The sequence below is a fragment of the Gammaproteobacteria bacterium genome (genome assembly GCA_019748175.1).
Lineage (GTDB): Bacteria > Pseudomonadota > Gammaproteobacteria > JAIEPX01 > JAIEPX01 > JAIEPX01.
The window spans coordinates 1-16,286 of the sequence record JAIEPX010000004.1 but is presented as its reverse complement, the minus strand read 5'-3'; the positions used below and the strand labels follow the sequence as shown (position 1 = coordinate 16,286).

11 protein-coding genes and 1 rRNA gene are annotated in these 16,286 nt (G+C 38.4%); 7 read left to right on the top strand and 5 right to left on the bottom strand.

Features of this window, described 5'->3' with window-relative positions; genetic code table 11:
• Nucleotides 1–59: 59 nt before the first annotated feature.
• Nucleotides 60–1,409, bottom strand: coding sequence for a putative DNA binding domain-containing protein (locus K2X50_02090; protein MBX9586024.1), 1,350 nt, complete (start codon nt 1,407–1,409; stop codon nt 60–62).
• 252 nt (nt 1,410–1,661) lie between these two features.
• Between K2X50_02090 and K2X50_02085 the strand changes: the two genes are divergently transcribed.
• Both K2X50_02085 and K2X50_02080 read left to right on the top strand, forming a co-directional pair.
• Entirely contained in the window at nt 1,662–1,805 is a 144-nt protein-coding gene (locus K2X50_02085; GenBank protein ID MBX9586023.1) for a hypothetical protein, read from the top strand.
• 3 nt (nt 1,806–1,808) lie between these two features.
• A complete protein-coding gene (locus K2X50_02080; GenBank protein MBX9586022.1) occupies nt 1,809–2,123 on the top strand; it encodes a putative addiction module antidote protein in 315 nt (104 codons plus the stop codon).
• A 159-nt stretch (nt 2,124–2,282) separates the two neighbouring features.
• On the opposite strand, the gene K2X50_02075 is transcribed toward K2X50_02080, so the two are convergent.
• Both K2X50_02075 and K2X50_02070 read right to left on the bottom strand, forming a co-directional pair.
• A complete protein-coding gene (locus K2X50_02075) occupies nt 2,283–5,885 on the bottom strand; it encodes a DEAD/DEAH box helicase (GenBank protein ID MBX9586021.1) in 3,603 nt (1,200 codons plus the stop codon).
• 435 nt (nt 5,886–6,320) lie between these two features.
• Nucleotides 6,321–7,526, bottom strand: a complete 1,206-nt coding sequence (locus K2X50_02070; GenBank protein ID MBX9586020.1) for a DUF2974 domain-containing protein — start codon at nt 7,524–7,526, stop codon at nt 6,321–6,323.
• Between the two features lie 140 nt (nt 7,527–7,666).
• Between K2X50_02070 and K2X50_02065 the strand changes: the two genes are divergently transcribed.
• The 3 genes from K2X50_02065 to K2X50_02055 are packed head-to-tail and all read left to right on the top strand — an operon-like array spanning nt 7,667 to nt 8,962.
• Nucleotides 7,667–8,122, top strand: coding sequence for a winged helix DNA-binding protein (locus K2X50_02065; GenBank protein MBX9586019.1), 456 nt, complete (start codon nt 7,667–7,669; stop codon nt 8,120–8,122).
• On the top strand, nt 8,115–8,603 hold the full coding sequence (locus tag K2X50_02060) for a GNAT family N-acetyltransferase (GenBank protein ID MBX9586018.1): 489 nt from the start codon (nt 8,115–8,117) through the stop codon (nt 8,601–8,603). The genes K2X50_02065 and K2X50_02060 overlap by 8 nt, the downstream gene beginning before the upstream one ends.
• On the top strand, nt 8,603–8,962 hold the full coding sequence (locus K2X50_02055; protein ID MBX9586017.1) for a cupin domain-containing protein: 360 nt from the start codon (nt 8,603–8,605) through the stop codon (nt 8,960–8,962). Before K2X50_02060 ends, K2X50_02055 begins: the two co-directional genes overlap by 1 nt.
• Before the next feature lie 12 nt (nt 8,963–8,974).
• Here the strand turns inward: K2X50_02055 and K2X50_02050 are convergent, their stop codons facing one another.
• Nucleotides 8,975–10,120 carry a hypothetical protein gene (locus K2X50_02050; protein ID MBX9586016.1) on the bottom strand — a complete coding sequence of 382 codons (1,146 nt, stop codon included), beginning with the start codon at nt 10,118–10,120 and terminating at the stop codon, nt 8,975–8,977.
• 411 nt (nt 10,121–10,531) lie between these two features.
• On the opposite strand from K2X50_02050, the gene K2X50_02045 reads away from it, so the two are divergent.
• A complete protein-coding gene (locus tag K2X50_02045; GenBank protein MBX9586015.1) occupies nt 10,532–14,716 on the top strand; it encodes a hypothetical protein in 4,185 nt (1,394 codons plus the stop codon).
• A 35-nt stretch (nt 14,717–14,751) separates the two neighbouring features.
• Here K2X50_02045 and K2X50_02040 read toward each other — a convergent pair whose 3' ends face one another.
• A complete protein-coding gene (locus K2X50_02040; protein ID MBX9586014.1) occupies nt 14,752–15,444 on the bottom strand; it encodes a hypothetical protein in 693 nt (230 codons plus the stop codon).
• Nucleotides 15,445–15,924: 480 nt separating this feature from the next.
• Here K2X50_02040 and K2X50_02035 point away from each other — a divergent pair.
• Nucleotides 15,925–16,286: ribosomal RNA gene (locus K2X50_02035) — 16S ribosomal RNA — on the top strand; the annotation flags it as partial.

Here is a 16,286-nt window from a genome sequence, read left to right as displayed (position 1 = left end):
TGATAGTTAGAGACCTCCAGAAGATCCTTAGAGCTGCGAATACCTACAGAAAGTACTCCCTAGGCAATAGAGTATCTCGTGTTTGGATCGTTCGTTGCCTTTCCATGTCGTTTTATGACTCGATGGCCTAGCATTATCTGTAGTCGATTTCTTGCCGTTCTATCACTGACCCCCCAAAATTCTGCGATATCTTTTGCGCTTAACTGTTTCCCATCGGCCAGTAATTTGAGTAGTTGGCTTTCCCAGGTTTTTAGAGTGTTTGGTATGCTCTTGGTTTCAAAGAGAACAACCCTAAAGTGATTATTCATTTCTTCAATAACGGGTTGGCATTCGGGATAGTCCTGATAAGCTTCTAAGATTCTCTGCAATCCCGTACCCAATTGCTCAATGATTTTAACTTCTCTAAAGATTCTTCCTATTAAGCGATTCCGCATACGTGACACGCCCAATAATGCATTCTCCATAGATTGTCCAAAAGCTAAGCCCCCAGGATTAGTAATTTCAATTCTGTTTGAAAAAACAGCTATTTGTATTGATCCACCTTTCATGGCGTAATCAGCATGAACAATCGCATTTACAACCGCTTCACGTATAGCCTCGAGGGGAAATTGATGGACATCAATTCTTCGGGCTCCACCGGTAAACTTGGCACTTAAATTTGTATGCCTATGGATGAAAGCGATTGCTTCATCAACAGCATCAGTTAGTGGAGATGCAATGTCTTTTTGATCAACGATATCGCTACGCCCTATGCCTGCGAAGCAAACGCAGCGTAATAGAGAATCTGGTAACCATTTCAACCTATCATAACCAAACAGTAATATCCCGCCATAAGTGGCATACATTTTCTCAGCATGTGGTGCGATAATGCCTAGTGATTGGTAATGTTTTTTGTCCAGTTTTTTATATGATTTCTTTAGTACATTTCTTATTTGAGTGGTATTCAACTCTTCGAGTTTTGCAGTCACGCAGGCCATTTCGTCAAAGCTGATATTTTTTGCGAGACGTTGTAAATAAGATATTGTTTCTGAGTCAGCTAATCGATTAGTTGAGCCTAGCCTAATAAACACTCCTTTATGAAGCCCTGAGTTTTTAAGATAATATGGCCCTGTAAGGTAGGGTACATTAATCATAATGAGCTCTTTATTGTTATAACTGACAATATCAATGTCTGGAATCATCATCGGCTTAATAGATTCGGTGATAAGGCTTGCAAGCCTTTCTTCTTCTTGGAGTATGTTGTTGATGCCAACAACACTGTGATCTTTATCTTTAACCCCAATAATTATTTTACCCCCGGCAGTATTTGCAAAAGCAATCACTGTTTTGATAATTCGATCGGCTGATGTGGCATTTTCCTTGAACTCAAGAACTTTACTTTCTGGCTGGGACAGTAGATCTGTGAGCATTCGATTCTCTCCAATTGGCTCGTGTAAAGGTTGGAATATATCATCTTGAGGTTGGAAAGTAAAATCTTCCAACCTCTTAAGTTGGAAGGTTCTGGCTTCCTACCTTGTAGGTTGGAAGTTATCTGTGGGTGCTCAATTTACCATGAAAACATTCAAAAGCAAATCAAGCTACCGATAAGTGGCAGTATGGGCTACTAAATAGCCTAAAGATTCTTGCTTGACAAAGTGTATCCTATGGGATACAATTGTAGTGTGAAGATTATAACAACAAAGGAAGTAGAATGTTATGTCACTGAATCCGGTGAAATGCCTTTTATTGCCAGTGGTGATAAATCTAGCCAGAAGAAGGATATTAAGCGAGCTATTGCGTACTGGAAAGATTATTTGACGAGGTGAATTATGGTAAAGAGTAAAAGTTATCAAGATTATTTGATTGAATCTCTAAAAGATCCAATTGATGCAGCAGGCTATTTGAATGCAGCATTAGAAGGTGGTGATATCCAAGTGTTTCTTTTAGCCTTACAGAATGTAATTAAGGCGCGCGGCGGAGTAACTGAGGTTGCAAAAAAAGCAAAGAAAAGCCGTACAAGTTTGTATAAATCACTTAGTGAGACGGGTAATCCATACTTGAAAAATACAAATGATATTTTGTTGGTACTCGGTATGCATTTAACGGTAATGGCAAATAAAAAACTAACTCGTCGAGTTGCGTAAATTTTGTTGGAAAGAACATAGAGCGCATACGCAATGACAGGACTAAATCGATATTTGTTACCGATTTATCCGAAGATCTGATATTCAGTCTATCTTAGAAAAAAAGAATATGTCCTATATTGTTTGGCTAACTTTAGTTCTCTATGCAGGCTTGTATTCTCAGCGAGATTTCTTTAGATGTATAAGTTTACCAACCCTATGATTATCTGGAAGCGAAAAAAATAAAGCGCTATAGTCAATGCTCTGCCCAAACCATCTTCGAGTAATTATTTTTAATGCTAATTTCTTATTGTCTGGAGAAGAGACAGCATTTACTATTTTTGAATTTTTCGGATATTGAAGTCCTGTAATGCATTGCATGATAGAATCCCATAATTCAGGATTATCAGTTAGATTATTAACTCCGTCTAGAAGGTCACATAATATCTCAGACATCCCTCTATGGTTAATGAACCTGAAGTGCATAGTTAATCCTGTCAATTTGCAAATTCTCAAATCATCAATATGATAGTGAAGCCCACTCCAAAAACAAACTTTTGTTTCTTCTAACGTGCAAAATTTACCACTAGATGATCGAATGGCTTCTTGTTCTAATATGTGTGCTCCACATAAGCTGCTTAGTACAAAAAACTTTTTTAATGCAAGTCTGCCGGATACTGCCGACTTCTCAAGTTCAGAAGGTAATACGTTCTTCCCAGAAACTGAACACGTTTCAAGTAATCCGGGCATGACTACCTTGCCTGATAATTCAGATTTTTCACCCTCTGTCGCATGCAATGGTTGATTTGTTATAGCGCAGATAATAAATTCAGACTTATGACCATTTTTACCAGACACAGCCGATGACATTTGCTCGTCAACACGATAATTCTTTCCAGAGAATTGACTTATTGCAAGCTCATTGAGTAGAGCCTCTGTCAAAGTGAAAGCACATTTTCCGAAATATTCTGGTTCTGCATGCTTGCCGCACAAGGCTGAAGTTCTTATATTTTCAGTTGCGACATATTTACCTGTAATGTCCGATTTTACTGCTTCATCTATAATTATTTTTCTTCCTGAAACTGCGCATGTTACAAAATATTCTGGAAGAGCATATCTATTACATACCTCTGATCTAAACAATAAGTCTTTAACTACTTGTTTCCCGGTTATCACACACTTCTCCAAGCAATCAACTGGGACGGCTTTCGCGCTGACTTCACAAATTTTAAACACCGGCTGTTCTGTTATTTCATAATCAGGTGAAAACAATGTGATATAGCTTAGATAACTCTCATTCTTACCTAGTGAATAACGTACAGCTATTTTTATTTGTCGTTTCAATATTCCTTGGAGACCAACAAGCTCAATATTTATTCTTGTCGTTAAATCATCTATAAGTTTTACTTTTTTGTTTTTATTGTCACCGGAAAATTTGAGCTCTTCTTCAAGTCGTTCGGAATAGAACCTACAAAACTCAGAAATAGAATCATCCGACATAGCTTTAGATATTAAATGGTTTTTTGAAATTCTAATTTCATTGGGATTAGATATAGTTTGATTAATAGGTTTAATATCATCTAACTCATAAGTGTCCTCTGAGTCGGATGCCTTGCAATCAACCGAGACCAATTTTTCATAGCTGTCATATGCAACAGTAACTCGGATTCTTAACAGCGCCTCACCAATATATCTTCTTTTCAAATCTACTATTGATAGAGCCTTATATTTTCCGCCAAATTTATTTACCCAATCTTGACACGCCTCTTCAGTTCGCTGTTTAAGTGCTATATCTGAATCATGAATTAAATACAGTCCTTTCTCTGTTACTTTACTCACTAATCCCTCGAATTTAATCGTTTCAGACGAATATTCATTTAGCAAATAATTATTGATGTCTTTTAAATCTTTATTTTCAAATCTTAATAGCGCTTCCTTAATAAATATCGATAAATTCATTGAATGCGTAGATTGCTCTAATCGTGGAAATCGAGGGCCTTGATAAGTAAAGTCAATGGGGTCGCTCAATATTTTGTTGATATATTCTTCGTTTTTCGCTAGACGTTCCTTGGCATCAATTATATTCTTTTCTTCCATGGCTACTGCTTTCTCTACATTTCTTCCTTCTAAAGATGCTAGAACAAGCTCTTTAATTTTTTGCTCAATTGTGCTATGATCATTTCCGTTATTTATACCAAGTGGTTGTAAAAGTGATTCAATGTCTCCAATTGCAGTACAGGCCATTTGTATTTTTTCCATTAGTCGACCAACAATTATTTCCTCAAAGGTATCTTTAAGAATGATATTCATGACTGTGACTTTGGAGTGTTTTGATGATAACCTCTGCAAGCGTCCAATTCGTTGCTCAACTATCATCGGATTCCATGGCAAATCATAGTTAACTAGAACGTTAGCCACTTGCAAATTCAATCCTTCTGAGCCGGCCTCTGTTGATATTATGATATGCATAGTTACATTTGAATTGTTAAATTCTTTTATTACTGATTGGTTTCTTTCGGCAGAATCACCATTGATAATGCCACATATATGACCATTAGATAAAAGATGTTCGTGAATTATAGCTTGTGTTTCTCGTCGGCAAGTAAAAATAACAACTCGCCATTCCTGGGGCGTCTCTATCATTAGTTCGTTTATTAGTGAATCAAGTCCTTGCAATTTTGCTGACAAATTAATTTCAGCAACTATAGACCTTATTTCAATTGCAAACTCATTCTCAACACTTCCCTTTTCTGCCATATTTTCTAATTCTTTTGCAAGTGCGTGGGGACTGCTTACGTATGCCTGTAATAATGAATATTGAAAAAAGCTATTTAATTTTGTTATTTTGTGTATTAAATGATCGAATAATGCTATTTCATTCGGGAATCTGTCAACCTTAATTAGTTTTACGATTCGTTCAGGAAAAAATAAATTCACTTGATTTTTTCTTGTTCTTGACATATATCCATATACCAGTGAGCGGAATTCTTCCAGTTTGTCAGGTTTTAACTTTCTAGCCTTATTTGGATCATCTAAAATATAATCAAGAGAAAATCTATCTTCGCTACCAAATGGATTTTCTATGCCACGAGCAGAGGTTAATAATTCTATCAAAGAATAAATATCCCATAAGCGATTTTGAATCGGGGTAGCTGTTAGCATAAGGACATATTTAAAGACGCGATTCTCAAGAGCTTGATGAAATACTCGTGCTACTAAGGGAGATTCAGGGACGCCATAAAGATTACGTAGCTTATGGGCTTCATCAAGTACTAACATCTCGAATCCAATTTTTTCGAGATCTGTAAAATGTATCCTTGATGAGTTATATGTCGTTAAAATAACTTGCAATCCATTTTCTTTATTTATTTTTGAAATTTTCGAACCTATCACTATTTGAGCAGGAATACCAAATTTACATTTTAATTCTTCCTTCCATTGATGTAAAAGTATTTTAGGGGCAACGATTAGTATTTTTGAAATTCGCTTTCGTGAAATTAGTTCACTTATTATTAATCCAGCCGAAATTGTTTTCCCCAGGCCAACATCATCAGCAATTAGCGTTACTGGAAGACGTCTACAAAAATTGATGAGGTTGTTAATTTGATGTTCATAGGGATCAAAATTTCCGATCCAATGCGGAGTTGATTTGATATCATTGCTGTCTTTTATTATAATCGGCTCTGCAAGGTTCCATTCAAGTGCGGCAACATACAAATTATAATCTGAACGGCTATCGGCACGTTGAAGAGTTTTAGTTAAAAATGTAGTAGATGATTCCATATATATGACTTCCGATTAAACCATCTAGTACAATTATAGCGTATTTCCCGGAGGCTTGCCGGTGGGCTGTTCCGTGGAATAAACTAGGTTAGCAAAGTCTAATGTATTAGTAGTAGAACGACTAAAATTTGGTCCTTTAGCTTAATTACAAGTATAGTATTGTCGTCGTATCTTGGGTTGTTAGCACTTTTAGAAAATAGCCACCTTTGATAATTTAATTTCTCGTTAATAATGCTGTTTTTTAATGGTTAAGCACTTTGTTGAGTAGTTGAAATTAAAAGAATAAAGGCTAAACAGTTAACAAAAAAATTAGATGTAATTATTATCATTATTAGGAATGATTTCTAATATTAGATAGCATTTTCGATGTAATTATTAGCTAAAAAGCTTTACGATTTTCTATAAGTACTAACAACTCAAGACGCGACGCCATTTTCATAAAGGGGGTCCAGAGTCTGTTCTCATTTCTTTATCGTCATATTCACGATGAGTCTGCAGACGAGGGCTGGCAGGACTAAAAAATGTTGAGCCTACCTTATGAGTTGAGATGCAAAAGCTTTCTTGGTCTTCATCTTGATGATGATGCACTGTGGCAATTGGCAATTGATAATTGAGCACATTGAAGTCCTCATGACCGCTGCGAGTCAGGATTTCTTTTGATAATGATAAGATCATAGAAGTTATCCCTAACCAATCGTCTACTAGTTTCTTAGATGTGGCATCATCCGCTTTGTTATCACTTCTGCCAAAACTCAGAGTAGCTACGGGCCAAGCGCGCACTTTTTTGAAGGCAAAGGAAGGGTTACAAGCAAGTGTGGATCTTAAATCATCTTGATTGTGTGAAAAATTCATCGTTCCCATGATCAGCATTCGCAAAGCGTTCACGCCAGTCTCTTCTGGAGAGTGTATATCTAGGCTTGCGGCTTTATCAGTAACCAAGAGTTGAAGTTCGGGCATTAAATAGAGATTTTTATCTTGAAAGGCAGTGATTTGTCTAACAACGCCATAATGAGGCGTTATTGTATTCACAATATTGGGAGCTGTGAGATAGTTGGTGGTGTTTGAGCGGTTATCGGAAAAACCTTTTGCTTTGATGGTTTTTTTTGCACCAGGAGCATCAAAACAAATAACTTTATTATGTCTTTGCTTTTCATGATGACACTGTGCGCCAGTAATTTGCGCGAGAAATCCACCTAAAGAAAAACCAGTATGAGTTAATTCATATTCATGGCTATCGGCAAATTCGCAGGCAATTTTCGAGAAGAAAAGTGCAGGATCGACAATTTTTGGAATTTTATTTGCGCCGATACTGAAGCCGTCAGCAAGATTTTCCGGAGAAGTCAGCTGTAATCCTCGGTGGACTAATATGACTTTTTTCAGCGCATCACAAACTAAGATAAGACCCCGATAATTTTCTTCAAGACCGATTGCAGGCAGATCGTTTTGGGCCCAGTGAGAAGCATGATGTAGCTTCCATGTGTGGCCGGTGAGGTCTTTTAAATCAAATTCTTCATTGGGATTTGGGGTGTCTGGTAATCCGCGAGTCACTAATTGGATCGCTTGTAATAAAAGCCATTCACTTATTGGTGTTGCATGTGTGGTTTCTGGGGTGTTGGTAGTCTTATCTGTTTTAGCTAGCATTTTTTTTGATTCCTGTTGGGCTTGAATGGGCTAATCATATCAAATTCCAGGAATATTGTCGATGAACGGGACTTCTGTGTCGCGACGCCATTTCCGAACAAGACCTTGACAATTTAGTTGCATCATGCAACTATATGCCTATGAGTGATTTAATACAACATATTTTGAAGGTTAGAGAGTCATCGCGGCGAATCGTGCGAGAACTTGGATTGCTCGGAAACGAATCGCCTTATGACCTGCCATTATCGTTTCGGCACGTTTTGATCGAACTCGATTTGAGGGTGCAGCTCACCCAATTGGAGCTGACGGAACTTTTAATTCTGGATAAATCGACGGTAAGTAGAATGGTTAAGAAGCTGATAAATTACAAACTTGTCGCTGCGACGATTGATAAATTAGATAAGCGATACAAATTGCTTACTTTAACGGCTGCGGGTAAGAAGGTAGTCAATGGTATTCACCAGTCAGCTATTGTGAATGTCCGAAGAGCTTTAAAAACAGTATCAATTCATGATCGAGAACAAATAGAAAGAGGACTTCGATTGTATGCCATGGCACTTGAAAATGCGCGTTTAGGAGTAGCAACTCATGAATGAATTCACTGTCCGCCAATATGATGCTCAATACAATAAGGGATGTATCGATCTGATCCTGGGTATTCAAATCGAAGAATTCGGCATACCCATTACGTTGGCGGATCAACCTGATTTGGAAACGATAGAAGATTTCTATCAACGTGATAACGGAAATTTTTGGATTGCATTGAAGGGCGAGGAAGTCATCGGCACTATTGCGCTAGTTGATATAAGCAATAGGCAAGTCGCGTTGCGAAAAATGTTCGTCGCTAAACCATTCAGAGGCAAGGATGTGGGTGTTGCGCATGCGCTATTAGATGCCGCCATTACTTGGTGCCGCCAGAAGCAACTGCGTAACATTTTTCTTGGCACAACAGCGTCTTATCTTGCTGCTCATCGTTTCTATGAAAATAACAAGTTCATACAGATTGATAAGTCACAACTGCCAAAAGAATTTCCAGCGATGAGCGTAGATTCTAAATTTTATCGGAGAGCGCTATGATCAAGAAAGTTAATTTGAGCGAAAAATTTACTTTGGTCAATGAATATTGGTCGCCAAAAATCGTTGGTGAATTAAATGACTCCCAAATTAAAGTCGCTAAATTTAAAGGTGAATTCACATGGCACCATCACGAAAATGAAGATGAACTTTTTCTCGTTGTGAAGGGAAAGCTTTTAATGAAACTTCGCGATCAAGATATTGAAGTTAATGAGGGCGAATTTGTTATTGTCCCAAAAGGTATCGAGCACATGCCCGTAGCCGATGATGATGCGCATATTGTATTAATAGAGCCTAAAACAACATTGAATACTGGCAATGTCACAAATGATCGCACAAAAAGTAATCTTGAGTCGATTTAGAAAGCAATTAACTTACGGCTTCCACCAGTCTTGTGGAAATACGCCCATATGATGCCCCGTCCAATCGGGAAAAATACCTTTATAGGCTACTCCCGAAGATCCGGTTTTTAACACAATACTTTCTGCTGGGATAATCGTGTAATTATCGGTTTCGGCAGATCCGGAGAGTAATCCTTGTTTGCTCCAAAAATCCAAACCATCGAGCAAAAGAAATCCATTATTCGTTGCATTAACCGCAATAGCGACACTATTAAACTTATGAACTGTTTCATAGTCCGCTGAGTTTTGCAGTTTTATCTTATAAGGGTAATCGACTATGGAAAAACTGCCATTTGAATCCAGGCCCGATAATTGCCAATATCCTGGGTACCCATCATATTCTTGCGTTGCGCGCACCATAACTTCAACTCCGGAAGCTGGATTTTGCAGCGCGATACCATAACCTTGGTTACCCATCTGTTTTTTAATCTTAACGATGGCACTATCACCCTCTTTAAAAATAGCTTGCTTACCGCGTGGTTTAAATAGCGAGGTGGGCAATCTAAAGTGGAAAGAGCGATCAAAATGCAATGTTGTTTCGCCAAAAGAATTTGTGATCCTTTGGAGGCGTTGAGTGGCGGGAGACCATTGATCAATTGAGCCTTGTTCTACAAAAGGATACGCGTAGTTACTTGTTCGCTCATTGTAAATCAGCCAGGTAATGCCATGAGTCGATTCATAAGCTCTGAAACGGAGGGAATCACCCGCTTTCCAATCTTCTAGATTGATGCCTGGATCTGGAAGCAACAAGCCGTGTGAGCCTGTTCGCAGCCAAGTGACCTTCTCATTGGTATGAGGCCATGTAAAGCCAATATCTTCGATACGTGATCCTTCCCAGGTTAAAGGAGATTTAATGTACTCCATCAATATAAGAAATGAATTGCCTCGGCTCCTATTAATAACAACCGGTGATCGCTTTTCTATCCAGCCGGCCCCAGGCGGGTTGTTGTGTGTTACCCACTCCAAAGCAGTCAGTACCACTGTCTCAACCTCATCGCCCACTTGCCAATTTTCAGCCGAAGTTTCTGCAGGACCTACAGCACTGGGGTCTTTTAGCTTTCCTGGATCTCCCGGTCTAGCTTTGAGAGTGGCTCCATTCGAGAGGACGTATACGTGCATAGGCCCAAAGCCAAAGTTAATATTGGGGTAGCTGTGTGTGATCTGGAATGCAAAGCTCGTGCTAGATGCCGCTATAATAATAATGACAAAAAGGGACTTCAAAAGTGTTCTCATAACCAGCCTCGCTTTAATTATAATGAAAAAATTGATTTTATTAATTCTAATTAGCAATGTTAACAAAATTTGTATATTTCGTCAATGTGGAGAAGGAATGTTGGCGTCACGTTTTGTCAGTGATTTATTAGGCTCATGATAGAGAGGGTCATACTAAGCTGAGTGCCTGAGAGCAAATAGCCAACCGTGTAGAGTGACAACCTAATCTTGACAGCCAAGTAAACATCTATATTATTTTCTCCGATAACACAGGGATGCTATCAGTGATAGCCATGAGGACTAATACGGGAGCGTAAAATGGAAGAGCGTTTAGAAGGTGAGGAGAGATTTCAATTACCTGCTACTGAGGTATTATTTGTGCTTATCAGTGAAGCTAAGAATAAGCACGGAGAAGATTTAAAGTCTTATACAAAAAAAATAACTCAAATGATCCAAGATGATGATGCAGACATTAATGCAGTCAAGGATATTGTAAACGGACTTACTACTACAGCATTAGAAATAGCCAAAGATAATACAGAGCTATTTACTTTTCTTCACGAAAAATGCGGAGCCGTGCGCTGTCAGCAACCAAGCATGATTCCACCGACACTGCTTGAAATTTTAACAGATCTAGATCTTAGTGATGCAGCCATGTTAACGGATGTAGATTTCCAGGCTGTTAAACGGCATTGCTCCTTTTTAAAGAGACTTAATCTGTCGGGTTGTTCTTTAATTACCCATAGAGCTTTTCATAGTTTTCCTGATCCACCGCGTATTCCAGTCACAGAAATTATCTTAAGAATGGAAGATTTGGAGCGATACGGCTATTTATATGAAATAACTTTCGAAGATATTAATTGGGTGCGGGAGAGAAGATATGAACTTAGGCCTGACAGATCACTGAAAAGTTTAGTAGCACAGGCTGTGTTGAATACTCCTAATTTTTCTCGTGTCAACGTTACCTGCTCAAATATAGTATTAAATACACACACTCTTGCTAATGGTGGGTATAGAGGTATCTCAAAATTAAAAAGACATTTGAAAAAAACTCGGTTGGATGATAACACAGAAGTTCTAGATGAGGGGCCAAATTTATCGAGCTCGATGGCTAATTTGAATGTATCTTCATCTAGTTCAGAGACTGAAGATGATCTAATAGAAACGAAAGAGATAACAGAATTTCTACATCGACATCCCAATGTTCAAGTTGCGATTATTGATGGTAAGGGATTTGAGGACGCGCAGATCGATATGGTCAAGGCGTCTTGTGAGTTAATCAGGCAGCTAAAAAATTCAAAAACAATAAAAGAAATAGCGATAAGCAATTTGCCACTAACTGAAGAGATGTTGGAGTTGCTCAATGATCTGGTACAGTCTAGTGTTTCTATCCAGATGCTGCGCATGAAATTGGGTATGCCTGAAGATGAAGATACTAAATTGGCTATTCGGTATCTGACGCGTATGGTAAAAGGTAAACGAGTCATTTCAATAATATTAGAGAATGCAGAAGAAGGATTGAGTTACCGATCGGATTCAGGAGCTTTTAAAGAAAAAATTGAGAGTATGCTAAACGCTGATGATAAAACATTACGTGTTTATGAGTTCTGTGACTTCGGTTATCAGTTGTGCAGAAATACGAAAGCGCCTGAGGATCTAGTGAGAAAATACGGTGTCGACGCAGATGACCTCGTTAGTCAGTCTGACAAGGCTTTAGAAGATCTAGATAAAAAAAGAGAACAACTTGAACAAAATCCGTTGGCAATAAAATTATCAAAGCTAATTGATGAAAAGCGACTGGGAATTTCTACTTATCAAACAAGTATCATTCGAACACTTAGCATGTTCCCTAATTATACACAATATACTTGGGATGATGATGCAGTCGTTCTAGACGCGCTTGATAAAAAGAAGAATGATTATTGGAAGGAATATCAGCGTTGTAAGCTATTTTTAGCCGAAAAACCTATTGGAGTATCTCAGGAAGATGAAGTCATCGTCAGAGAGCGGGTTCCAGCGATAGAGCAGACCTATTTCGAGGTGCTGGAAAGTATGCAGCGCTTCGATGTGATTTGTCGACATAGAAATTTAAAATTATTTTATCATTATCTCAGAACTGATCTAATGATTTTATTGCAGATCTGCGGGTTAGTAGTATTGGATTCGAAAAATAAAGACTTACTCAAGACATACCCAGAATTTTCCTTTTTAGATAGCTGCGATGTATTTATTGATTTCGTTCGGGGTAACGATACATCGATAGATCTTAATTTGGTTTTGGATTCAAGATTATGTAGAAGAGCAAGCAGTATTTTCGAATTAGTGGCGAGAGGAGTGGCGTTTGATAATGAGACTATTAGAGCTGTGCTTTCAAGAGATGAGCTTGGCGTGCGTCAATTTGCGTATGAAACTGTAACGGAGCTGCTGAATCTTATCATTACCAAAAAAGCGCTGCCATTTCGAACAGTTGAGCAAACAGCGCATACCTTAGTGGCTTTAAAAATATTAGGCATTGAACAGGCATTAAAAGAATATGATGCTCTGAAAAAGAAAGATAAAGGTAAAGAAGAGGGAGATGATTCTGCTGTAAAACTTGCATTTCTAGTTAAAAAGATCCAAGAATTAGATCAGAAAGCAAATACCATAATCACTACAACCGATGAGATTAATAAAACAACAAAAGAAAGTAGAGCGCAGATTAGTCAAGTATTGAGCAACACAGTGGATATTCTCCGTTATGAACAGCAGGTTCAAGAGCAATTAAAAATTCTACCACGAATGGCTGAGGTATTTGAATCCTTTCAAAGAATTGTTCTCGAAAAATTCGCTGAACAAGCTGAGATTGCTGGAGAAATTAGAGCGTTGCAAATAGAGCAACGTGAAGCTTTTGACGAATATCGTGTTCAGTTTGATGATTTCTCAAAAACATCCTTGCAACTCACAGCAGAAATTAAAGCCAGTATTGAAACTGTTATTACGACTTTAGCAGATGCCCCTCAACAAGCTGATTATTACTTCAAAGGAACCAGTCAAGTTGTCTCTTTCTGCAAAGAAATGTATATCTTTGGTGCCGAACAAATCGAAAGCCATGCCAATGTCGCCAAGGGTAATGAAGTGCCGGGTGAAAATGTGCTGACTGCTACACTAAAATTCGCGGGTAATATGGCAGATAATATTCCTTTGCCCGCTGTTCCTTTTGTTGTCAAAGCCTTATGTCAAATTGCAACCGGAATCTATAATTCGCATCGCAGAGGTGTTTCTACTAATATTAATAATATTCACATGGATGAATTATTATTTAATTTAGTTAGAGCGACCGCAGAATGTTATATTGATACTATCGAGGAGTTAGCAGATTACGATAGTATCAAAGCATTGGCACGTACCGCATTTATTCTAATTATCAAATACATGACCAATAAAGACGTATTAAAAGAACTGCAAAGTATTTATGATGCAAATAAAAACACGGAAGATAATGATGTTGTGCCACGAGTGAATATTTTATTGAGAGGGCTAATCATAGAATCCAGATTATCAGGTCTCTATGGTACAAAAATCAATTTTAAAAACCTGGCTGTGGCACGTAAGGATAAAGCGAGCAAATGGTTCAAGGATAGAATATTAGACATTTTTGGCGCTGTTAGTGGTAAGGATTTAGCTGATAAAGCCACTGAATCGTTAAAAGATACTGGCATTAAGTTTGATTCGGAGAATTTGGGTGTTGTTGCTTCAGCGAGTATTAAGGCTTTAACGGTAGCCACCACTGCTTGTGTCTTAAAATTACCCACAGCCGAGGATGCTCTGCAAAGACCCAGAACAATAATTGTTTTGGAAAAAGAAAGCTTTCTTAGATCATTCACGAAACCAGAGCGTGGCGGTTTAAAAAAGACTTATTTAAAATATCTTGATTTTTATCATCCCTGTTTTGTCAATCAATCGGTGGGTGAAATGTTGGTGCGAGTAATTCCGGATACAAGCCTTCAAAGAAAAGAACCGCTCGATGATGTGGCTAGGCACGCGGGTCACATTGCGGCTTTCACGAAAGAACTGCAGGCAGATGCATCTCAAGAATTAAGGACAGATTTAAAAGCCAAGTTTTTGGAATTAATAATTCAATCCCAGGATACCGTTCTTATTGGTGATAATTTCAGACTGGAATATGAGCAGTCTATCTGTCATTCAGCAGTCAGCAGTCTTAAATGCTTGCGACCACAAATAATGGTTACTGCTGTTAAAGGTTGTATTGTATTTATTGATGTAAGAAATGAAGCGCTAAAAACCCTTGCTTTACGGTTTGTAAAACGCTTATCCGACGCATCGGTGTCTAATCATGAGCGAACTGAGCGAGACGCCGTTTCTGTAAGAGCGCTTAAATCGCGAGGCCATCTGAGTGAATTGCAAAGGCTGAAACCACTTGCAGGAGTGAAAATAACACATGCATTGGTCGAACAAGCTAAAGAGGAGCAACATGGATCAGGATTAGATAAGATGAATTTGTGAGTCAAACGAATATGGCGTCGTACGACGCCATTTCCTCACTCTATGATATAAAAAGCCAGTTTATGCTCTTCATTTTTGACTTTTCCATCATCTTGTAATGTAGGCCAGCTCATCGTAATTTCGACGTTCATGTTTTTAATTTTTCTACCAAGTTCTTTCCAAGGTTCTAGAGGAATATAAGGATTGGGTTTTAGCGGATGATTTTTCGTTTCGACAATTTCGTCGTAACAAATTTGTGAGTAGCCCATGCTCTTAGCTAGTTCTAAGGTTTTATCAAACATTTTCTTAGCGACACTTGAGTTTTTTCTTTCATCTTTTGACATCATAAATGTTGTTACGTAAAGAATTTTTTCTGTATTAAAGCCATTTTTTTTAATTTTCGCTAAGGCTTCATCTGGAGAATATTTATGATCTTTGAAATAGACGGAATCTAGAGGATTTGCTTGCAGGGACCCAATTAATTTCCCGTCTTTTTTTGCTAATAAAACAAAAGCCTTAGGGTCCTTTTCAAAAATGATATTATAATCAGTTTCTTTATGATTGATGTACAGGTAAGGATATTCTTGTATATTTTTATAAATAAAACTATCCAGAATCGGACGGATTGCTTTAACTTGGTTGTTTCTGTAAATTTCAATTGTCGGTGAAGCCAGACAATTTGCTGGCATAATTAAAAAAGCAGAAATAAGTAACAGACAAAATCGTTTGTAATAATTCATGATAAACATGTTCAACTTCCTTCCTAGATTGTTGAAGATAGAATCTAAACGCTAGGCTAGGTGTCCGTAAACAAATAGTCAAGCTCATAAGGAGTGAGGTTAGAGCTTATCAAGTGTTAGATAGAGCCCTCCGACTCCCTAATATGGAGTTCTACCTTATATAGCATGGATAAAAAACCGGCCGCATCACGGCTGAAAACCAGGTAGAATGGGGCTTCCGGAGGGTTTTTAGCCTTACAGAAAAAACTTTGAAAATAATTTGATTAAAGTGTTGACATCCTTCCCTTAGTCAGTAGAATAGCCGGTCTGCCTCGTAATAAAGGCAGCTGTTCTTTAACAATATAGAGTACATTCAGTAATTTGTGTGGGCACTTGTGTAGATGGTTTGCTTGGCAAATACATCGATACAAGATGACCGTTAAATTTCTTTTAATTTTTCGTCAGAAGTATCGAGCTAGAACCGCAGTCTTTTTAGACTGCAAATGATCAAAACTGAAGAGTTTGATCCTGGCTCAGATTGAACGCTGGCGGCATGCTTAACACATGCAAGTCGAACGGCAGCGCGAGGAAGCTTGCTTCCTTGGCGGCGAGTGGCGGACGGGTGAGTAATGCATAGGAATCTGCCTTAAAGTGGGGGATAACCCGGGGAAACCCGGGCTAATACCGCATAATCTCTACGGAGCAAAGCTGGGGACCTTCGGGCCTGGCGCTATAAGATGAGCCTATGTCGGATTAGCTAGTTGGTAGGGTAAAGGCCTACCAAGGCAACGATCCGTAGCTGGTCTGAGAGGATGGCCAGCCACACTGGGACTGAGACACGGCCCAGACTCCTACGGGAGGCAGCAGTGGGG

Coding starts and splice junctions, on each gene's coding strand:
- K2X50_02090 (MBX9586024.1), bottom strand. CDS start 1,409: ATGCTCACAGATCTACTGTCCCAGCCAGAAAGTAAAGTTCTTGAGTTC.
- K2X50_02080 (MBX9586022.1), top strand. CDS start 1,809: ATGGTAAAGAGTAAAAGTTATCAAGATTATTTGATTGAATCTCTAAAA.
- K2X50_02075 (MBX9586021.1), bottom strand. CDS start 5,885: ATGGAATCATCTACTACATTTTTAACTAAAACTCTTCAACGTGCCGAT.
- K2X50_02070 (MBX9586020.1), bottom strand. CDS start 7,526: ATGCTAGCTAAAACAGATAAGACTACCAACACCCCAGAAACCACACAT.
- K2X50_02065 (MBX9586019.1), top strand. CDS start 7,667: ATGAGTGATTTAATACAACATATTTTGAAGGTTAGAGAGTCATCGCGG.
- K2X50_02060 (MBX9586018.1), top strand. CDS start 8,115: ATGAATGAATTCACTGTCCGCCAATATGATGCTCAATACAATAAGGGA.
- K2X50_02050 (MBX9586016.1), bottom strand. CDS start 10,120: ATGCACGTATACGTCCTCTCGAATGGAGCCACTCTCAAAGCTAGACCG.
- K2X50_02045 (MBX9586015.1), top strand. CDS start 10,532: ATGGAAGAGCGTTTAGAAGGTGAGGAGAGATTTCAATTACCTGCTACT.
- K2X50_02040 (MBX9586014.1), bottom strand. CDS start 15,444: ATGTTTATCATGAATTATTACAAACGATTTTGTCTGTTACTTATTTCT.